Source organism: Pontiella sulfatireligans, from assembly GCF_900890705.1.
GTDB lineage: Bacteria > Verrucomicrobiota > Kiritimatiellia > Kiritimatiellales > Pontiellaceae > Pontiella > Pontiella sulfatireligans.
In genome coordinates this window covers 295122-316204 of the sequence record NZ_CAAHFH010000003.1, presented here as the reverse complement: position 1 = coordinate 316204, position 21083 = coordinate 295122, and the positions used below count along the sequence as shown (strand labels likewise).

Below are 21083 nucleotides of genomic sequence, written 5' to 3'. Positions count from 1 at the left end.
GCCACACTTTCTACCACACTTCCCGCGAATTAGATGGAACCTAAAAAAAATACCTCTCCGTAAAATACTCAATACGAAGAGGTAAGAATGGTCGGGGCGACTGGAGACCGTCCCACATGTAGCAAAGCCCTATAAAACAGGGCTATTCCTAATCAAAGTCGCTTTTCGAGTGCTACAAAACACTACAAATGGTTAGACGAAAGGAATAGCATTATGCCAGTAATAAGCATGCGCATTACGAACACAGTAAAAAGGAACGGTTGGTATCATTTCAGGTTATCCGTACCCGCAGATTTGCGGAAGCGTGTCGGTCGAAATGAGATCACCAAGAGTTTAGACACCCGCGATCCACATGAAGCCAAATACATGACAGGGCAACTCACTGAGGAGTGGAAGCTCACCTTTGACGGGATGCGGGGAAATACAGCAGTTCTCACTGAGGCGGATGTCGATGTAAAGGTGCAGGCCTTACGTGCGAAGCTCCGCGAGAGGCTCGATGAAGACATCAGAAAGACGCTGAGCAGTCTCAAGGACAGCGCTCTCGAAATGTTCCAGTACGGTCTCGACGATGAGATTGACGACACGAGGACGGGGCAATATCGACAGGTCACCTGTGCTGGTCTGTTGGATGGTCGTCGAAATCTGCGAGAAGAGCTTGAGCTTTGGGATTACGATCAGCGGTTGAAGCGTCGCGTTGTGTTGGTTGTTCTCGAAATCCTCGTTGCCTATTACACCGCCATTAGTGAAGAGCTGGGTTTGATGGTCGATTATCCGATTGATTTGAGCCACTACCGAAGTCCAGTTGTGAGCGAAAAATCGGCGAAGAAAGAAAGCCAAAAGTCCGACGCAGAGGCTCAGTCTTCAGAATCACTGACCGCCATACTTGAGGAAATGCTCAAGTCTAAGGAGAGAGCTCTCAGGACGTGCACGGGGCTGACTTCAGACGCCAAACTCTTTGTGGACTACTTCGGACGAGAGGATGCTCAGAGTTTTACGATTAGCGATATCTTGAAGTTTCGCGATGACTGTCTGGCACACCTCCCGTCCAATGCCTCGAAGAAGTTTCCCGAGGCGAGCCTAAAGGAATTGCTTGCCATGGATGCGTCCGTCGCACGGATTAGCACTACTACGATTAATAATCGTATGCGGTCAATTCGGGGGGTGTTTGCCTACGCCTTAAAAACAGGACGTGTCAGCATTGATCCTTGCGCAGCCATAGCACCCTACACTCAGACGAAGAAACAGGGAACGAGTGCAGAAACCGAAGAGGCATCAGAAGAAGTTGCCAAGGTGTACACCGATGAGGAAATTAAGACGATCATTGAGGAAGCTAATAGTTCAAACTTCAAGCGATTCCCTGCGCGACGTTGGGGAACGCTCATTGTCGTGCATCTTGGAATGAGGGCAAACGAATGTTGCCAATTGAGGACGTGCGATATCGATGTTGAAGCGGGAACACTGGACATCGTGGCGAGGCACAGCACCCAGAGGCTAAAAAACAAGGCGTCTGAGCGATATTTACCGCTTCCGAAGGTACTCATGGAAGACAAGGCATTTGCGGTCTACGTACGCAAGCGACAGGCTCAGAGTATGGATATCCCACTCTGGAAAGATGCTACATACACAGAGGCTAACGGATACCGTCGCGGGTGGTCGAGGTGGTTCAACGGGTTGGACGTGGTGTCAGGCGGAAGGAATGCCCATAGCTTGAGACATACGGCCATTACACGGGCAAGGATGTTGGGACTTCCGATTGAGCACGTCCAGAGGATTGAGGGACACGCTACGGCAGGTAATAGCACCCATGAGGGTTATGTGGATAAGCAGGCTATGCGCGAGACTTTGCGGGATACGGTGGACGCTATGGCTGTGACCGTTTAGAAAATTGTAAACCCTGTCGCGTGGCCTCCAGAGGAATACTCTGGGGGCTTCTTTATTACTTGTGATAAGTTTCTAATCTCAAAACCGCACGGCAAACATGATCAATTATATCACATATTGACAATTTAATTTCAATATCATATATACTTGTCTGAATTGTTCAGATAGCATAAATACGTTATAAATGGCGTATCCTAAACACAGGAGGCTCAAATGGATAAGGCAGTCGAAGAAGTCGCTAAAGATGCCGAGGTGGCGGAGGTTGACGAAAAAAATTCTACTGATGTGCTTGGTGAAACTCAGAAGGAACCACCAGAAGATCAAAAACCGGTTTCATCTGTTAACAACGAGCCCGCCGTTGATGATGATTTGAATGAGCAACAGCCATCCAACGACCTCAAGGAAGATTTGGTCGGCTTCTTCACGCGTCCAATGCTTTCACAAAAGAAAACTGAGGAGCTAAAAAAACTGGTTCAGGATGCTGACGCAATTCACAAGCGAATGGATCAGCTGGAAGTCACTGTTCAGGAGATGGGTAAGGCTTCAGCTCAATTGCAGAAGAAAACAGGCAAAGCACTCGCTCTAATTTTTAAGGAGATTGAGAAGAGCCAGATTTCGCATCAGAGAGTTGTTGAGCAGGCCATCGCGGAACTTAAATCTGATTTCTCTTTGCAGACATCCAGCGCTAAACAATTCCAAGCTGTGGCTCTTTCCAAAGTTGATGATGCCGCAGGGACAATACAAGGGGTCAATGGATCTCTTTCTGGGATTCGTGGTTTTCTCGATGAGAACAACCAGGTGGTTAAGCGTTTCGAGGAGGGTTACGACTATCAGATGCTGAAGAACTTCGTTCGTGAAATAGCTCGTACGATAAGCAACTTGGATAAGTGCATCAACAATGTCTCCGATGAAGAAGCGCGGGAAGAGTTAATCGATGCGCGGGACGACATGGTGGAACTGCTTGAACGGAATAGTGTTGATCAAATTATTCCTCCGGTTGGTGATACCTATGCTGGCAATGAAAAATACTGGGAGCAAGCCCAGGATAAAGAACCAAATGATGATCCTGCGCGCAGGGGCAAGGTTGCGCGTGTTGAACGGGCTGGCTACATCTACGAATTTAATAATGATCAAGAGCGGGTGATACAGGCAGCTCGCGTAGTGGTGTTTGCATAAAGGAAAGGGCAATACGATGAGTAAAATAGCAGGGATTGACTTGGGAACTACTTTTTCAGCGATTTCACACCTCAACAATATGGGGAGACCCGACATCATCGCCAACCGTGATGGGGAGAGAATTATGCCCTCTGCGGTATTTTTTTCGCCTGACGGGCGCATTCTAACGGGTGAAGAAGCGATTCGTAGCCGTTATGATGATGTTGGGCGGTCTGTCCGCTGGATAAAGAAACACATGGGTGATGCGGAGCACAAGCGCACTATTGATGGGAAAGACTATACTCCTGCTGAGTTGTCCTCCTTGATTTTAAAGAAGTTGCATCAGGATGCATCTCCGCAAGTAGGGGAGATAACGGATGTAGTGATCAGTATTCCCGCAAACTTTGGCGAGGTTGCACGAAAGGCAACTATGGATGCAGGAAAGATTGCTGGCCTAAATGTTGTGGGCATCGTCAATGAACCTACTGCTGCTGCCTTCTACTATGCAATCACACATGAAATACAGGGTCATGTGCTTATCTTCGATCTGGGAGGAGGTACTTTTGATGTCTCGATTGCTAATGTTGCAGGACAGGACATCGAGATAGTTGCATCGAGCGGAGATAGCAATCTGGGCGGCTATAACTTCGACCAGAAACTAACCGAGTTCTTTGCTCAAAAATACAAAGAGGAAACAGGCGGAAATCTTTACTCCGATGATGAGGAAAAAGCTGAAATCGAAGACTACGCGGAGAAGACAAAGAAATCTCTCTCGAAGAAGGATTCTGTTAGCTACAAGCTGAAAGGCGATAGCGGAAGGGTTCAAGGCACGATCACTCGCTCTGAATATGATTCTCTAATATCATCAGATTTGGCACGTATAGAGATGCTCATTGAAACAGCCTTGGATGAAGCCGAGGATGAGGCAAGCGATATTGATAAAGTGTTGTTGGTGGGTGGCAGCAGTAGAATTCCAGCAGTCCAGTCATTGCTAAAGAAAATGTTTAAGTATGAACCTTCCCTAATCGGTAACGTTGATGAATGCGTTTCGTTGGGAGCGGCCTTATATGCTGGCCTGAGGATGCTTGAAGACAATCCCTCTCAGGTTGATGCAGGGATTGCTGCTGGGCTTAGTGACGTAAAGGTTGGCGATGTTTGCAACCATAGCTATGGGACGCTTTGCATAGCCGTAGATGAGGTCACTCAGGCAGAGGCGCTCACCAACGTCATTATTATTCCGAAAAACACGGCGATACCGTGCGAAGTGAATGACACCTTCTATACGAGAGTTGACGGTCAAGAAAAGGTCAACACGCGGGTTACACAAGGCGAAAGTGCTGATCCAGATTTAATTGGAGATCCCATTGCAGAAGGATTCTTAGAGTTACCGCAAGGACTGCCACCCGGAAGCCCAGTGGAGATCAAGTACAGCTATGATAAAGATCAGCGTATGACATGCGTCTTCACGGAGCCTGCGAGTGGGAAATCTAAAGTTTTTGATTTGGATTTGAAGAGTGGAGAGTCATCTGAGCGCACTATTGAAGGCCAAAAGGCAAAGCTGGCTGACTTCACCATTGAGTAACGACCAAAGGAATGGAATAAATGGAAATTTTAGGCATCATAGCTATTATAGTGGTATTTGGATTCATCAGGGCAGGTTTGGGAGCTGTGGGAAACCTTGCAACAGGGAAGACCGCTTCTGGTGATATACCGTTCAAAGTACGGGCAACCAAATCCACAGAGACCTTTGAAGGTTCTCAGTATGAGGTCATAAAGGTTGAAATGAAGGGGGGTATTACAGCACCCTTTCAGGGCTATGCTGCAACGCTGAGTCTTACGGCGATGGATGTAACTGGTGGGAAAAAAGAGCCTATTGTATGTACATTGGATGCTCTGCAGCTTGGAGACACTCCTGTTTTGGCCTTCATTTCAGACTTTCCTCTACCCTATCAGGCGAATGTATTGCAGAACTGGATTGATGTGGTGTCGATTCCCATTGATACGCTTGTGTTCCCAAGGAAGGGAATGAGGACGGTAAAGTTCTTGGTAGATATTAAGGGAACAAATGCATCGTCTACGTGTACCACCACTTATGATTTCAAAGACGCTGGATATATGGAGGCGCGGGAGAATCGTGAGAAGCTTGAAGTATACACCGTGCAGTTGGCCTTTGCGGTAAGTTCAGCAGATGGTGAAGTTCATCAAGATGAGGCTCATATCATTCGTGAATGGATTCGTAAGCGGGTTGAGATGTCATCTGATGCGGAAGCTGCAAAAGATCGATTAAACAACACCATTAAGCAGGAACTCGAAAGCTTCAAGTGTGGGAAGCTCAGAGATGTAAAGGACGTCTGCAAGCTCATGCTGGATGTGGCTTCTGTAGCTGATCGGTATGATGCGCTTGAACTATGCTTGAAGGTTGCGCAAGCTGATGGTGTGGCCGAAGAAGACGAATTGAGAATGGTGAATCAACTTGCCGATTTGCTGGGGGTTGATCAGGACCGATTCAGAGCGATGCGTGATAAACATTTTGCGGCAGTCATCCAGAATCAGTCTGGAGTGCTTAATGTTGACGAGTTGCTGGGCATCACATCAGACATGTCCGAGCGCGAAATCAAGAAGCACCTCCGGCAGGAGTTCCAGAAGTGGAATCAGCTGGCGGCTCATAAGGATGCTGCTAAGAGGGAGCAAGCCAAGGAGATGCTTGACCTGATTGGGCAAAAGCGGGCTGAGCTTTCTCAGAGAGAGCTTGCGAATGCGTAGTTGCGATGCCTGACTTTTCTCAAAAGCGAATAGAATTGCTGCGCTTCAAAAACGACTCCCTGTTGAGTGCGGGCTTGCAACGGAATGTGGCTGACTCAGAGGAGTTCCAGAGGCAATTGAAATGCAACAACCTTGCGTCTTCCACGCGAATCGTATCCAAGATATTTCCTGACCTTGGAAAGGTGATGGAGGATGTCCGTCAGCGTTTGATTCCTGACTATACGCTCGATGCCTACATCCAAAATTCACCCGAAATGCAAGCGTGTTGTTTTCCGGGAACTGGGCAGTCGGTTTCCATAGCGCTGACTTCTGGTTTAATACAACTGCACTCTCTGGATGAACTTCGTTTTGTTATTGGGCATGAATTAGGTCACCACCTGTTGGGGCATCATGCGTATCCCGAGCCAGATGAAGCCAAAAGTCAGGTTGAGAACCTGAATATCTTAGCGCTCAAACGTGCTGGAGAGATCAGTGCTGACCGTGTTGGATTCGTAGCAGTGAATGACAAGGATAGTGCCTACAAAGCTGTGCTAAAACTCGCGACTGGACTGCCTGACAAGTATATCCGGTTTGACCTGTCGGCCTACCTTGATCAGGCTCGTGAGCTCAAGAACAGTGGGGGGTCGGAATTTGGCCTGATGTCCACCCATCCAGTATGCTCGACAAGAATGCGCGCCCTGCTCTGGTTTGACATGAGTGAGGCCTATTATCAATGGGCATGTCGTTCTGAACGCCCGCCATTGTCGCGGGACTTGCTCGACAAACGGGTAGCCAAAGATCTCGCAGCAGTAAGTGGATTTAGGCTTTCAAAAATAAACAAGGAGGAGGCCGATTCAGCTATGTTTTGGGGCGTCCTGTCGTTGTTCGTTTCAGATGGGCATCTGAGCAAGGACGAGCAGGCTCTCATGCGCCAGACTTTTGGCGAGGAAACCGCGCTGGACGCCCTTAACTTCATTCGGGATAACGGAGCTGATGCGGTCATCACTAAGTTTGAAAAGGCTCTGCGTAGTGTTCGCCTTATGGATGAGGAGACCAAGGAAGCGCTCTATCAGGATCTGGAGCATTTTGCAGAGTTGGCTGGGGGGGAGATCAAGGTTAGGGAGCGCGTGCTTGAGCGGACGCTGCGCCAAATCCAGCTTGATCGTGTGATCTGTTTGGGGTGATCAGCGAAAGAATAAGGAATGCTTCTTTGGCGAGGATTCCTGATGCTGTGGAGTGGTTGTGGCAATGATGAAATAGTGGAGGTATACGAAATGGGATTAAAAAAATGGTTGTCGATGAGTAGCGAGGAGCGTTTTGCAGCTAAGATGGCGAGAAAGAAACGTATCAATGCGAATAACGAGCTGTTTAGACTCATAGTGCAAAAACAACTGGCCGATGACTCATACGAAATTGTAAAAAGCGCGATCAACAGCGGTGCAGACGTCAATACAGTTGGGGGCGAGGGAAACACTCTTCTCCATTGCGCTGCGATGAATGGTTGCCCAAAGGTCGCGCGGTTGCTTATAGAGCATGGTGCGGATGTAGAAGCTGGCTTTCAATTATTTCCCGATTCAACAGGTACTACTCCATTAATGATGGCTGCTCAATTTGGCCACATCGCAGTAGCTACCCTTTTGCTCGAAGCAGGAGCCGACACGCATAAGATTGTCGCGTTCGGCAATGATTGCTTTTTGCCGCAGTTATCAAAGGTGGTTTGGGTGTCGAAAATACAAGTTTTATTATTTGCAGCAGGGTTAATGGTGGCTGTTCATGAGTCAGTAGCGGAAACGAACGGAGCAATCATTCGGTTTACCTATAGCGGAAACGAGGCGATGCTGATCGTTGATGCACCAGAAGCAGGAGACTACACCCTCCAGCACGCGCACAGTCTGACCAATACGGATTGGCAGGACACAGGATTCTTTCGGGTAATCTATACGACCAACGAAACTACTCTTGCAGGGAGCAATGACTTCATGGACTACATGAAGCCTTATGACCGTGACACCTTCACTCCAAACTATGAATATTGGAAGTATGCATTCGCGGATGTGATCAGATGGGTGCATAAGGATGGCGAGTTGCACAGCATTGATGCTTTTGAGCAGAATCAACATCTATACCCGAAAGAGTACAACACCAAAACGCATGCTCAAATAGCCCACATGAAGGCTTGGGTAGACGTTGATCCTGCAAACCGCATTGGGTTGGTTTTAGTGGGGCATCCATATGTCTACACGCAGCGCCCTAATGCTGATCATCCTATGTTCTACAGGTATCACTATGACACTGAGCCACCCTATGGTGAGGGAGAAGATTATCCAGATACCATCTCTTATTCAGGCTCATCGGTCTGGCGTTTTCAGAGGCAACTAAAGGGAAGCTTATAGTGGGGGCTGATAAGAAGTACGCAGGGCGGGGGCTTGGGGGAGTCCGACAGAATCAGGTCAGATCGACCAACACCTCTGGAGTGCCACGAGTGGGAATCGTTCGGTATGATCGCAATCAGCAGAAGAAAGCGTGGGCAGTAAAGCAGCGCAAAGAACAGAGTAAGCACCAGCTCACCACCCCGATCAAACCCGTGCTGGTTGCGCAATGGCGACTCAGGGATCGCACAGGGGAACTCGATAGGCTCAGGCGCGGTGGGAAGCACATCAGGCCGATGCTGAGCTCATGCATCTGGAAGCTGGCGGTGGGTTCTCCTCACGTCAACGTAAAGCAGCTCTTCGGGGACGACAGGCCTCCCTTCGGTTGCGATCTGTGCGAACGATTGCTTGAGCACCTTGCCGATACCAACGAAGGCAGGCAGAAGGTGCTGGGCGAAGATGAGCGCCTTCAGATCTACAAAGAAAGGCGTTACGCCTACGAAGGTGTCGAGAATCCCGCCTGTCGTCGTCAATACACTACGGATGGCATTGAACCCACGTTCAGCTGTCGTGGCTTCAAGGCGCTGATTGACACCCTCCTGATGGACTCTGCGGTGGACATGCTGTCGCCCGAGTCGTTGCGGGTAGTCGAGGGCGTAGCGGGGAAGCCTCTGACTCCAACACCTCGCCAGCTTCAGAAACAGCAGGAGGAGGAAGCTAACCGCGAGCAAAAACGTGAACTCCGAGGTCGGACACCACAACAAATCATTGAAGACAGAGACGCCTATGTCGCCCACTACCTGAAAGAAGGGCTCATCGATGAAACGATGGCAAAGAAGTGGTTGGCAATGCGCGGTTGGACGCCTCAGCTTGGCGAGAAGGAGCTGGGGTAGATGCTCTCATCCAATATCACAACGGTCTGACCTTCATAGTGGACTCATAGCTACCTTGAGATAGACCTACAGGCTGACTCATGGCTACACATAGAGGGATAACGCCCGTTGCCTCCTTCATGGTGCGGGAGGTACTGGACAACGACTCGTCACCGCTGGTGGACTATCGGGATAACCGAACCACCAGAGGCTTCAACAAGTTCTGCAAGGATTTGAACAAGCGTATGGACGAAGAAGATGTCGATGTCAGGATCGATTGGCGAAGCATCCCGTTGAAGACCATCCGAAAGCTCTTGGTCTACGATAAAGATACGGGAGAACTTTCTACGTCACGTCTGGACAGACAACCAGCAGGAAGCATCGACACCAGCGTACACATGAATGCTCAGAAAGGGCGTCACAATGATGGTGGCAGGCTATGGGCTCCAGGCTATCAAAACATCAAGCGTGAGATTCGTCGTTACCTCACGATCAATGGAGAGCCAACGGTTGAGGTGGACATGCAGGCCAACTGGGCTCGGTTGGTGTATGCCAAACGGGTGAAGAAGCAATACACGGGCGATCCCTACTCCGCTGTGGTGAACTCTTTCTACGATGGCTCATACGGTGAAGATGTCAGGGGCATACTTCGGGATTGGGTAAAGCTGACAATGATTAAAATGTTCAGCGTTTCATCCCGACAGAAAGCAAAGGATGCAGCGACAAGGACTCCGCCATACAAGACGTGGGCTCAGCCCATGAAAGACATTGTGTTCGGCATGCTGGGTAATCCCCGAGCAGTAGGAGACGCCATCGTTTCAAAAGTCGAAGAGGTACACCCTGAGCTTGTCCCTTGGTTCTATGTTCAGGAGGGCTGGAAGTGTCAGGCTCTGGAGGGATTCATAGCTCGTGGAATTCTTGAAGAGTGTCTGCTGACCAAGCCCAAGGGCGAAGGCATTGTAACTCTCGTTGAACATGATGGCTTCATTACGGCTGAGCGGAACGCCAGTCAGCTATCGTTGTACATCCTCAAGGTTTACAAGGAATGTTTTGGCAATGATTTCTACCCCGTATTGACCTGCAAAAAAGTTCCGCAAAGCAATAAAATGCCCGCCACTGATGCTGCCGACTTTTGATTTTGAACAGAAAACCTGTGAACAGGCAAGGATTCCTGTGGTAGATAATCGACAAATTAACCTTGATGGATTGCTACGAAATGCTACAAATCAAGGCTCACAGCAGCACCAGAAGGTGTGCTTTTATTGGGAAAAAACAAGATGGTCGGGGCGACTGGAATCGAACCAGCGACTTCTACGTCCCGAACGTAGCGCTCTACCAGGCTGAGCCACGCCCCGATTGTCCAAAGAAGCTACGCAGTGTACGAATCCGCCGCTAAATGGCAAGCCGGAATCCGAAGGAATTTAATCAGAACCCCCATTTGTCTAAAATATAGCGTTTCTGAGTGGTCAGCAGATTCATGTAAAGCATCTCGAGATCGCGGGAGCTCTCATCATGAAGCCGCATCCATTCGGAGAGCCAACAGAAGCGGATGGCGATGACCAGGTCAAAAAACGCCTCCCATGTATCGGCTTGGAAGATGCCGGACTCGCGAAGCCGGTCAATAAACCCGATGGTGAACTCTGTGATCAAGCCATCGGGATTGTCGAAGCCGATGCATCCGACCAGCAGCGCGGCGTCGTAGGCCTCTGGCTTGAGACCGCAAAACTCCCAATCAATGACCGATTCAATGGTTTGATCTCCCCAAACCACATTGAGCGGGTGGAAATCACCGTGGCACAGGACAGTAGGCAATGTATTGAGTACGGGGAAAAAAGACGTCGCCATTACATGAGACACGGGCGCCAATCCTGCGAACAGGTCGGCTCGATGCTTTGCAAAACGCACCATTCGCTGTTGGATGAATTCGCGCAAGGCGAAGGGCTTCTCCTCTTCGTTGCGCGGCTGCTTGTCGGTCGCCTTCCGGAGTTGAATTAAAAAATCCGCCATGGCGGCGCTGCGTCCCGGCTCTTTCAGCCACTTCTTTCGATTGAGCGGCTCGCCGGCCACGTGCGGACGGAGCATATACAAGCGCCCTCCGCAATGGGTGACAAACTGGCCGAGTGAGTTGCGGCGGTATGGGTGGATGCACGCCAAACCGGAGATCTCGAGGTTCTCCATGGTTGCCGCAATGCACTTCTTGCGGGAATAGGTGTTCTGCTCAATCTCTTCCAGCACCCAAGACTCGCCGTCTGAGCCGGCTAAAGCAATGCGAAAACAGGTTCGCTCCGGGCTGCCCTGAAGTTTAGCGCTTAGTTTTTCCGGCCGGGGGTCCACTCCCCAGTTGCGCAGTATTTTTTCGTAGTTGTTTTGATCCATGCCGGTGAGTTTTTTACTAAAAACCGCTTCAGTTCAAGTACAGGATGCATTTTAGATTTTTTTTGCATCAATTCGGTTGACGCATCATTGCCGATCCGTATAATTCGCGCTTCAATTTTACGGCGAGTTAGCTCAGTTGGTAGAGCAGCGGATTGAAAATCCGCGTGTCCCCAGTTCAATTCTGGGACTCGCCACCACCTTTCTTATTTCCCTAGTGAATCTAAAATTCCTAGGGTTTTTTTTGTTTTATGGCTTTCCAGCAACGACAGGTTGCTCTCTCCGAAAGAGGTTCGACTCTCCCCCAAAAACGCAGGCAGAGGCAAACTTTCATTAAGCGCATATGATTCCGACAAATCGGAGGAATCTCGATTGCCCGCAACCGGCAATTCGTAAAATTTCTGAACCGATGCGTTCGGCGCTGGCCCCCTCCCTTCTTCGTATGGGCCCTCGCGGGAAGGGGAGTGCTAGGTGCGGAAGCGTTTGCGGTAGTCGCGAGGGGTGGCGCCGGTGGTTTGCTTGAAGACGTGGGTGAGATAGTTGTAGGTGGCGAAGCCGCAGGCTTCGGCAATATGCTGCATGGGCAGGTCGGTTTCGGCGAGGAGCTTGCGCGCCTTGTCGATGCGCAGGCGCCGTACTTCGTCGAGCGGAGAGCGTCCGAAGACCTGCTGGAAGCGGCGTTCGAGCGAGCGACGGGCCATGGGCACAGCACGCAGGATGTCCTTCATGGTAATGGATTCGAAGGCATGTTTTTTGAGGTATCGGACGACCTGTACGAGCTTGGGATCTTCGACGGCAAGGGTGTCGGTGGAAAGGCGTTCCATAATGCCGCGCGGGGGGAGGTAGTGGGTGTCGTGCGGTACGTTTTCCCCTCGCATCATGGCGTGCAGCAACTGGGCGGCTTTGTAGCCGATATGCTCCTGGGGGCCGAGAATGCCGGAGAGGGCTGGGAAGCAGGCATGGGAGAGCAGGTCGTCGTAGCTGCCGCTCAGGATGGCGACATCGTGGGGCACCGCAATGCCGGCCTCCATGCAGCAGTCCACGGCCGCCCGTCCATAGCCGTGGCCCCAGATCAGGATACCGACCGGTTTGGGCAGTGAAACCAGCCATGTGGAGAGGTCGGCACCCAGCTCGGATTCATTTTTCTTGGCCGGGTATACGTGGCAGGGCAGCCCGTGTTCGGAGAGGGCATCTTGAAAGGCCTTGGCGTACCAGACCGGATTGTCCAGATGGCGCGGCCCTACGAAGGCGATGTTCCGAAATCCCCGGTCAATGAAATGTTCCGCCGCCATCCGGGTGGCTATGCGGTCATCGGTTCTGACGCAGGGGGCGGAAAAGCCCTCCAGCGGGCTGTCGGCCACATTCACCACGGGCAAGCCGGATTTCTTGAGCTCGTTGGCCAAATTGGGCAGTGCGATGCGACCAATGACCCCATCGCCCCGCCAACCCAAAGGCAGCTCATCCATTTTGTCCGGCGCATGCGGATTTATCCAAATGTGCCAAGGTCCCACTTCATTGGCATAGGCCAGAATTCCTTTAACGATCTGCCGGCCCCAGTTTCCTGAGGTGCTAATCAGAATGGCTACTTGTGGAATTTCCGATGATTTATCCATGTGGCGACATATCGCATATGATGTGCGTATATGCAAGAGCCTCTTGCATTTTGCAATCTTACCGATCGCGGAAGGATGGATGTTTGAATGAATGAAAAGCTGCTATTATAGGGAACCAGCGCATCGTCAAACTATAATTTAGGGTAAAGCAATTTCAGCTTATGCCGCGCATCCTTGAGGGTAAACTGCCAAGCGCCGTCTCTTTGCCTTTCGTTGCTTTGATCAGGGGTGCCAGACCTATGAAATGATGTTTTGATGGAGTAATGTGCGGGTTGCGATGATTAAACTTTTTTCCCCAACCTACCCATGCTGCAGAAATGTTAATCTACAGCCGATCCTGCATTCTCAGTGAGTTAAAGTTTGCGAAGGAGTAACTTTTAGGGGAAAGGAATGGATTTAGCTTCTAAAATTTTGGAGATGCTTGCTGAGGGGAATGGTCTTAAAGCATCGCAGATGGCCAAGCAACTTAACGTTGATCGGAAGCAGATTAATGCAACTCTCTACGGCCCGTTACCGCCCTGCTGCGGCCCTTCGCCGGGCGAGCGCTTTGTCGGGGATGCGTAGCTATCCGTGGACGACGAGGACGTCATTCCTCCAAAAGGCCGAATTCTATCTGAAGACAAGGAGCATCCCTCAAGGCGCAGCTCAAAAGCCTCGATGCCTCGCGGACACAGCCCACACCAGAAAACAATTTTGTCCATCAGTACAGCCGGATACAACATAATTGTCCCTCAAGAAAACGACTACAGGCTAGAATAAAAAATAGTAGTAACCTGCATTCATCCTATAAAACGCAGTTGCCGATTTTGCCGTATTTACTTTGGTTTGAGCCCCTCGGAGTAGGCGTCTACGCCGTCAGGTCTCAAATCGCGTATCTGTGGCAAACTTGGCAGCTGCATTTTTTAGGTTCATTGCACTTTCGCAATTATTGATCCACCCGTAAACAACGGCACGCAATGTGCTCAATATGCATCATGCATTTGACACCGAAGTGAATAATGCCGGGCCAATCCCGCTCTCTCTCTCCTCCGGCGGGATTGGCCCGGTGAATATAAAAAATCTCTCCTCCTCACCCGGCAAGCGGCTCTTCGGAGCCGCCCGCCAACCTTTTCAGCAGGCAACGAATTTCTGGCCGAGGTCTGAACTTGGCTAAATAAAGTATTTTTTTCGGAACCTTCTCTATGTGATGACCCTTCTGCAGGCTATAGTATGTCCTTTGGAAATCAGAATAGGAGCTAGGGAAGCATGACGAAGAGAAAAAACAACAACGTTTGGAACATTAAACGCGTCCTGATTGCCGTCGCGGGGATGCTTGCCCTTGCCTCATGGGCAGTAGCGGCAGGAAAACCTATCGAAGCCAAAGCGGCCGCCAGCCGGCCCAACATCCTTTTCGTCATAGCCGACGACGCCTCGGCCCGCAGCTTCGGCGCATATGGAGGAACAACCGTCGAAACACCGGCTTTCGACCGGCTGGCCAAAGAAGGCGTCCGCTTCACCAACGCCTACAACTGCAATCCGAAGTGCGCACCGGCCCGAGCCTGCCTCGTAACGGGAAAATACAGCTGGCAGCTTAAGGAAGCCTGCAACCACTGGCCGGACTTCCCTGCTGAGTTTAAGTTTTACCCGCACCTGCTGATGGAGGCCGGCTACCATGCCGGCCTGACCGGCAAGGGCTGGGGCCCGGGCTCGTATGCCACCGAACACAACCCCGCCGGCCCGTCCTTCGACAAGATTAAATTGAAGCCCCCCTTCAAAGGCATCAAAACCATCGACTATGCCGCCAACTTTGCAGCGTTCTTGGACGGCAAGCCCGCCGGCGAGCCGTTCTGCTTCTGGCTCGGCACTTATGAACCGCACCGCGGCTACGAGAAGGATTCCTGGAAAAAGGAAGGCATGAAACTTGAAGACGCCATTGTGCCCCCTTTCTTCCCCGACAACGACACCGTCCGTGGCGACCTGCTGGATTATGCACTTGAAGTCCAGTGGTTTGACCGCCACCTCGGACTCGCCGTCGAAGCATTGGAAGAGCGCGGCCTGCTCGACAACACGCTCATCATTGCTACCTCCGACCACGGCATGCCCTTCCCGCGCATCAAGGGACAGCTTTATGACGAAGGCTTCCACGTTCCGATGATTGCATACTGGAAAGGCGTCATTCAGCCCGGACGCGTGGTGAAGGACTTTGTCAATTTCCCCGACGTGGCCCCCACCTTCATGGAAGTCGCCGGCGAAGCGGCGCATCCACAGATGACTGGCAAAAGCTTCCTCGACGTACTGCAATCGCCCAGATCAGGCCAGATCGATCCGGCCCGCACCTACGCCCTGCTTGGCAAGGAACGCCACGACACCGGACGCGCCAGCGAAGACGGCACCGATCTGGCCTACCCCGTCCGGGCGATCCGCACCAAGGAGTTCCTCTATGTGCACAACATTAAGCCCGACCTCTGGCCGACCGGCAACCCGGAATACGGCCTGCGCAACTGCGACGGCTCGCCCACCAAGTCCTATCTGACCGGACTGGCGCCTTCCGATGCCGACTACCGCTACTACGAAATGTGCTTCGGCAAACGCCCGGAAGAAGAACTCTACCAGATCGAAAAAGATCCCGACTGCATCAACAACCTCGCCGCCAATCCGGAATATGCCGCCGCCAAAACACGGTTGCGCGCCCAGATGGAACAGGATCTGACCGACCAGAAGGATCCCCGCACCCTCGGCCAAGGCGACATCTTCGACCAATATCCCTACATGGGAAAACAATTCAACTATAACCAGAAGAAATAGAGCGGACTATGAAAGGCGATAGCCGGCACCTTTCTTGTAGGTGAGATCCATGATCTCGCCCTCCGTTTGAAACGCCCGCTCTGCCCAAACCGCGATCTTGGATCGCGGCTACAGTTTTTCCTAAACCGCTCTAAAACATTGGAACCCCTCGTGTACTCGCCCGAACGGGATCCGAACCATGCTGACCGGCACGGCATGCAACTCCTTCGTATGCGTCTTTTCGAAGTCCCCCTTGACGGAGTTACTCGCAGGTGGTTTCGCGGTTTGATTTCCAGCGGGCAGGCGTCCAACTGGCCGCTTCGGATTGATTCATGGTCGGTAAAGCCGTAAGGACTTCACGAAGGTAGACTGCCGGATTGATATCGAGCTTTCGGCAGGTTTCAATGAGGCTATAGATAACAGCGCTGGTCTGGCCGGAGTCAGGGCTGCCGAAAAAGAGAAAATTCTTCACTGTCATCCCATAGAGGACGCTAACGGAGTGTCAGCTCCCGTTTTTGTTAAGGTTTCTGATGTTTAGTTTATTTAGTCGATTCCGATTTTTTGTTGAAGAGTAATGATGATTCCCCGTTTTAAACAGTTGGCTGTCCCACAGCATTTAGATGAACCCCGGCAGATACGCCTGTTCCGGTGCTCCTCGGATGCGACCGGGTGGTTTGGCTGTCCCATAGGATTCCAGCAAGGCGGGCAGGTTCCAGCGACGCCAAAGCGAGACCCTTACGACGGTGAACAGGCGCTTGAAGCTGTGATCCCATCCGTGCATGAATTTGAGACAGCGCATCAGCAGATGGACGAGCAGCCCGGTCCATACCTGCCAGCGTACGGCATTAGCGCTGTAGCCGAGAAAGTCGGAGAGCTGGAGCGTCTGTTTGATTTCCTTAAAGAACACCTCGATATCCCACCGGCAGCGGTAGAGCTCCGCGACCGTCCACGCGCTCCACTCCAGATGGTTGGTCAGGAAGACCATTTCGACATCCTTGCCGTTGATCTCCACGAGGGCTACAACGCGGCGCAACTCGCACGGGTAGGCCTTCTTCGATTTTTCGAGCATCAGCTCGATGACTTCGTCGCGAAGGATGCGCTTGTTTTTAGTCGTTTCGAGGGAGCGCATCACCGTGTACTGCATGTTGTCTTTCGCTCGACCCGCCCAATTAATGCCGCGCTCCGTTAGCTCAAAGAGATGCTTGAATTTGATATAAGCCTTGTCGAATACAACGATTTCTCCGGCTTCAAGGTCGGCACACAAGCTCAAGGTCTTGCGGCTGTCATGGTGTTTTGCAGTGTCGACAATGGCACATCGTGGAAGGAAGCTTTGCAGGTCCAGACGCATGTGGCACTTCGCGGCGGCCTTGCGGCGGCGGTGCTTTGCCCAGTCCATGCTATTGGCCACCAGCTGTATCGTGGTCGAATCGAGCGCATGGATCGCCTTGCTGAAGCGACGGAGGTATCCACTACGCACCTTTCCCTTCGCAAAACCAGGCACCGTGTCCATCAGATGCTTCATCATGCTCCAATAAAGCTCTTCGGCCATGTTCGCGTCGCGCACTTGATTCGCATGGCTCAGGTTGTTGCGGGACGGTGGAACCGCACCGCGGATGGTGGAGAGCGCCGCCGCATTCATCTGGAGCGCGTCGCATACATCGTTAAGCCCGAGCGCATGAGCAAAGTGGGCATAAAGCAGCGAAACCACATGGCTCCATGGCGTGTACGTCTGGCTTCGGGCATCGACGCCATGCTTCTTCGCAAGGTTCGTGACCATGTGTCCGGGAATCAGATTGCACAATTGCTTCAAGGTTGTATACCTATGTCCGGCTGGTTTGTGTTTTTGTCTCTGTTTTTTCATACCCTCCGAGTGGAGGATTTAGAGCTCACAAGCCAGCCTTTTTATTTAAAATCTATGGGATGACAGTGATACAGAACCATTAAATCAGGAAGGATACGAAAATGATCAGTCGCATACTCATTGCTTTATGTATGGTTGTAAGCAGCGCCTATGCCAAACCGAATATCATTTACATCAACGCGGATGATCTTGGCGTGATGGATGTAGGGTTCAACAGCGATCGCTACTACACACCGAATATTGACCGTTTGCGTGCCGAAGGCATGCTTTTTACGGATGCCTATGCCCCGGCCGCCAACTGCGCTCCCAGCCGTGCATGTGTATTGAGCGGGCAGCTTGGACCACGTCACGGTGTTTATACGGTTGGAGCGTCGGAGCGCGGCATGCCGCAACAGCGCAAACTGATCCCCATAAAAAATATTGAACATCTGGAACTCGACAATCTGACGATTGCAGGGGCTCTGAAGGCCGATGGATACAAGACTATTCATTTGGGCAAGTGGCATGTGGGGAATGATCCGCTGCAGCAGGGATGTGATGTGAACATTGGCGGCGATGAGACGGGGTCGCCGCACGGGGGATATTATTCGCCGTTCAAAAAGGGTTCCATGACGCCTTACAACGACCTGTATCCGGCGGGCACGCACCGGGTCGATATCTTTGCCGATCAGGCCATCAAGTTTATGCGCGCCAATAAGGATCAGCCGTTTTTTATGCACATGGCCTACTATTCGGTGCATTCCGGACTGGAGCTGGTTCCGGAATTCGAGGCGCGCTATCAGGACGAGGATGTTAATCTTAAATATGCCACGATGATTTCGAAGATGGACCAAGGCATCGGTAAAATTATGGACGAACTCGACGCGCTTGGGCTGGCGGACGACACGCTGGTGTTGTTCTGCTCGGACAATGGCGGCATCTGCGCCACGTCGATGCAAACACCATACCGCGCCGGGAAAGGTTCCTACTTTGAGGGCGGCACGCGCGTGCCGTTGTTGGTGCGCTGGCCGGTCAAAGTTAAGCCGAGCTCCACCTGCAAGGTTCCGGTGGTGGGAATTGATTTCTATCCGACCTTTCTTGAGATCGCCGGTGTGGATAAGCCGCAAGGGAAAGTGCTGGATGGCGAAAGCCTGGTTCCATTGCTGACGCAGAGCGGTTCGTTTCCCGAACGGACCCTCTTTTGGCATTTCCCCATTTATTTGCAGAAATATGCTGGGAAGGCGGACGATTCACATGACGTGCTTTTCCGGACCCGTCCCGGATCGACACTGCGTCAGGGCAACTGGAAACTGCATGAATATTTCGAGGATGGAACGATTGAACTTTACGATCTTGAATCCGATCTCGGTGAACGGACGAATGTGGCCGCGGAACATCCCGAAAAAACGGCTGAACTCCATCGCCTGCTCAAGCAGTGGCGCGCCGAAATGAACGCAGCGGTTCCAACCGCTAAAAATCCCGCATTCGATCCGAATTACAAAGCCTCGCCGAAGAAGAAAAAGAAATGATGAAACGACCCGTTTTTATACTCATGGTTACTGCAGCAGCCCTGGGGATGGGCACTGCCCTCGCGGAGCCGATCAAACCGAATATCATTTATGTGATTACCGATGATATGGGCTGGGGCGATGCCGGATTCAACGGTCAGCAAAAGATCAAAACGCCGGTGATGGATCGGCTGGCGGCCGAGGGCGCGGTGCTTAATGCATATTATGCAGGGGCACCGGTATGTGGGCCCTCGCGGGCAACCCTCATGACCGGGCGCCATACAGGGCATTGCAAAGTTCGCGGCAATCCAAAATGGACACAACATGGAAAGCCCGTCGGTTTAGATGAATCTGATATGACCCTGCCGAAAGAACTCAAGCGTGCGGGGTATGCGAATGCCTGTTACGGCAAGTGGGGGTTGAACGATGCCCTGGTGCGCAGCGGTCATCCATTGATGCAGGGCTTCGATGAATTCTATGGCTATAACACACATGGAGAAGCCCATTTTCACTGGCCGGACTATCTTTGGCACAACTATGAAAAAGTGGATTTGGGCGGCCCTTCCAATTGGGAGGAAAAGAAAATCTATTCGAATGACCTGTTCACCGACGAGGCTGAAAAATTTATTGAGGCCCATGCGGGGAAACAACCGTTCTTTCTCTATTTGGCCTATACGATTCCGCACCTTGGAATCTCCGTTCCCGAGGACTCCCAGGTCCCGTATCGGGAATTAGGCTGGCCGGTTAAGAAAGGGAATATGGGGCATTACCGCAATGATCCGGATATGAATGTTTCTTATGCCGGGATGATTTCGCGGGTCGATGGTTATATGGAACGCATCGTGCAAAAGCTGAAGGAACAGAAGATCGATCGCAATACGCTGATCATTTTTTCCAGTGATAACGGTCATGAATTTGATACGGGGTTTTTCGATAGCAACGGCATCTATTCCGGCAAAAAACGCGCCGTGCACGAGGGCGGGATTCGCATGCCCGCTTTTGCATGGTGGCCGGGCAGTATTAAGCCGGGCGGGCAGGTGGATCATGCTTGTGCCTTTTGGGATGTATTGCCAACCCTCTGCGAGCTTGCGGGGGTTACCCCTTCGCAGGCGACCGATGGCATCTCGTTTGTTCCGGCGTTGACGGGCGGTGCTCAAAAATCTCATCCGTATCTCTACTGGGAGTTCAACGAAAAAACCGGGCCGATGCAGGCGATTCGTTTCGGCAACTGGAAGGCCATGCGGCACTGGGATTTCAAAGGTGAAAAACTCGGGCCCATTAAGCTCTATGATCTCGCAAAGGATCCCGCCGAAGAGAAGGATCTTGCGGCGGCAAACCCGGAAGTGATGGAGCGGGCTGAAACCTATCTGAAGACCGCCCGAACGGAACACCCCGAATTTCCGCTCGCCTTACTTCCTGCGGCCAAGGCCCACATGAATAAGAATAAAGGCAAGAAATAGGTATACCGCAGCGAATAAAAGCTATCGGTTGGTTGGCGGTCAGCGCCGGCGTTTACAAACGAGCCCCTTTGCCGACCCAATATCATCTTGATCGTCGCGGATGATCAAGGCTATGCGGATTTTACGCACCTGGGTGTCCACGACTTCATCAAGATGCCTAATCTTGATCGTTTAGTCGCGGAAGGCGCGTGGTGCACGGATGCGTATGCCACCAGCCCGATCTGTAATCCATCGCGTTGCGGCATCATTACCGGCCAGTATCAGCAGCGGTGGGGCACCTATTGGTATGGTGGCAGCGGCCTGCCTGAAAACGTGCCGTATCGTCACGAAGGTGAAGTGCGCGAGAAGGGGGCGCTAAATCACTGCCCTTATCAGCTGAACAGGCATCGGCAGGGGACTTCACCAGTTAAAATATAACCAACCGAAACTGGACACTTCGGGCGGTTTTCTGTTTTCTTTTCAAGAACGGCTATGGAAGTTGATTTCGTAGCCGCGGGATTTGCGGAT

The 21083-nt window shown here is 51.6% G+C and carries 17 protein-coding genes and 2 tRNA genes; 14 read left to right on the top strand and 5 right to left on the bottom strand.

Annotation, left to right across the window (positions count from 1 at the left end; translation table 11 throughout):
• Positions 1 to 213 precede the first annotated feature (213 nt).
• The 8 genes from SCARR_RS25790 to SCARR_RS25755 all read left to right on the top strand — a co-directional run bounded on the left by SCARR_RS25790 (position 214) and on the right by SCARR_RS25755 (position 10155).
• Positions 214 to 1881 (top strand): DUF6538 domain-containing protein, encoded by a 1668-nt coding sequence (locus SCARR_RS25790; protein WP_136065253.1) that lies wholly within the window; start codon positions 214 to 216, stop codon positions 1879 to 1881.
• 213 nt (positions 1882 to 2094) lie between these two features.
• Entirely contained in the window at positions 2095 to 3057 is a 963-nt protein-coding gene (locus SCARR_RS25785; protein WP_136065251.1) for a nucleotide exchange factor GrpE, read from the top strand.
• Positions 3058 to 3073: 16 nt separating this feature from the next.
• Positions 3074 to 4618: an Hsp70 family protein gene (locus SCARR_RS25780; protein WP_136065249.1), complete on the top strand. Its 1545-nt coding sequence runs from the start codon at positions 3074 to 3076 to the stop codon at positions 4616 to 4618.
• Between the two features lie 20 nt (positions 4619 to 4638).
• Entirely contained in the window at positions 4639 to 5799 is a 1161-nt protein-coding gene (locus SCARR_RS25775) for a TerB family tellurite resistance protein (protein ID WP_136065247.1), read from the top strand.
• Between the two features lie 5 nt (positions 5800 to 5804).
• Positions 5805 to 6962: a M48 family metallopeptidase gene (locus SCARR_RS25770; RefSeq protein WP_136065245.1), complete on the top strand. Its 1158-nt coding sequence runs from the start codon at positions 5805 to 5807 to the stop codon at positions 6960 to 6962.
• Between the two features lie 90 nt (positions 6963 to 7052).
• Complete coding sequence (locus tag SCARR_RS25765; protein WP_168433620.1) at positions 7053 to 8171, top strand: ankyrin repeat domain-containing protein; 1119 nt, start codon at positions 7053 to 7055, stop codon at positions 8169 to 8171.
• Between the two features lie 89 nt (positions 8172 to 8260).
• Entirely contained in the window at positions 8261 to 9040 is a 780-nt protein-coding gene (locus tag SCARR_RS25760; protein WP_136065241.1) for a hypothetical protein, read from the top strand.
• Positions 9041 to 9120: 80 nt separating this feature from the next.
• Positions 9121 to 10155: a hypothetical protein gene (locus SCARR_RS25755; RefSeq protein ID WP_136065239.1), complete on the top strand. Its 1035-nt coding sequence runs from the start codon at positions 9121 to 9123 to the stop codon at positions 10153 to 10155.
• 142 nt (positions 10156 to 10297) lie between these two features.
• On the opposite strand, the gene SCARR_RS25750 is transcribed toward SCARR_RS25755, so the two are convergent.
• Both SCARR_RS25750 and SCARR_RS25745 read right to left on the bottom strand, forming a co-directional pair.
• Positions 10298 to 10374 (bottom strand) — tRNA-Pro (locus SCARR_RS25750).
• A 70-nt stretch (positions 10375 to 10444) separates the two neighbouring features.
• On the bottom strand, positions 10445 to 11395 hold the full coding sequence (locus tag SCARR_RS25745; protein ID WP_136065237.1) for a phosphotransferase: 951 nt from the start codon (positions 11393 to 11395) through the stop codon (positions 10445 to 10447).
• 121 nt (positions 11396 to 11516) lie between these two features.
• Here SCARR_RS25745 and SCARR_RS25740 point away from each other — a divergent pair.
• Positions 11517 to 11592: transfer RNA gene (locus SCARR_RS25740), tRNA-Phe, on the top strand.
• Positions 11593 to 11859: 267 nt separating this feature from the next.
• Here the strand turns inward: SCARR_RS25740 and SCARR_RS25735 are convergent.
• On the bottom strand, positions 11860 to 13005 hold the full coding sequence (locus SCARR_RS25735) for an AraC family transcriptional regulator (RefSeq protein WP_136065235.1): 1146 nt from the start codon (positions 13003 to 13005) through the stop codon (positions 11860 to 11862).
• Between the two features lie 390 nt (positions 13006 to 13395).
• Between SCARR_RS25735 and SCARR_RS25730 the strand changes: the two genes are divergently transcribed.
• Together SCARR_RS25730 and SCARR_RS25725 are read left to right on the top strand one after the other, a co-directional pair.
• The gene (locus SCARR_RS25730; protein WP_136065233.1) at positions 13396 to 13569 is read left to right on the top strand and encodes a hypothetical protein; all 174 of its coding nucleotides are present in this window, start codon (positions 13396 to 13398) and stop codon (positions 13567 to 13569) included.
• A 681-nt stretch (positions 13570 to 14250) separates the two neighbouring features.
• Positions 14251 to 15789 carry a sulfatase family protein gene (locus SCARR_RS25725; RefSeq protein WP_222846469.1) on the top strand — a complete coding sequence of 513 codons (1539 nt, stop codon included), beginning with the start codon at positions 14251 to 14253 and terminating at the stop codon, positions 15787 to 15789.
• Between the two features lie 241 nt (positions 15790 to 16030).
• Here SCARR_RS25725 and SCARR_RS25720 read toward each other — a convergent pair whose 3' ends face one another.
• Entirely contained in the window at positions 16031 to 16240 is a 210-nt protein-coding gene (locus tag SCARR_RS25720) for a transposase domain-containing protein (protein ID WP_168432988.1), read from the bottom strand.
• Between the two features lie 144 nt (positions 16241 to 16384).
• Positions 16385 to 17629, bottom strand: a complete 1245-nt coding sequence (locus tag SCARR_RS25715; protein ID WP_136065231.1) for an IS4 family transposase — start codon at positions 17627 to 17629, stop codon at positions 16385 to 16387.
• Positions 17630 to 17730: 101 nt separating this feature from the next.
• On the opposite strand from SCARR_RS25715, the gene SCARR_RS25710 reads away from it, so the two are divergent.
• The 3 genes from SCARR_RS25710 (at position 17731) to SCARR_RS25700 (ending at position 20993) form a co-directional block, all read left to right on the top strand.
• Positions 17731 to 19137 carry a sulfatase gene (locus SCARR_RS25710; RefSeq protein ID WP_136065229.1) on the top strand — a complete coding sequence of 469 codons (1407 nt, stop codon included), beginning with the start codon at positions 17731 to 17733 and terminating at the stop codon, positions 19135 to 19137.
• Complete coding sequence (locus SCARR_RS25705) at positions 19134 to 20576, top strand: arylsulfatase (protein WP_136065227.1); 1443 nt, start codon at positions 19134 to 19136, stop codon at positions 20574 to 20576. The genes SCARR_RS25710 and SCARR_RS25705 overlap by 4 nt, the downstream gene beginning before the upstream one ends.
• 87 nt (positions 20577 to 20663) lie before the next feature.
• Entirely contained in the window at positions 20664 to 20993 is a 330-nt protein-coding gene (locus tag SCARR_RS25700; RefSeq protein WP_222846468.1) for a sulfatase-like hydrolase/transferase, read from the top strand.
• Positions 20994 to 21083 lie beyond the last annotated feature (90 nt).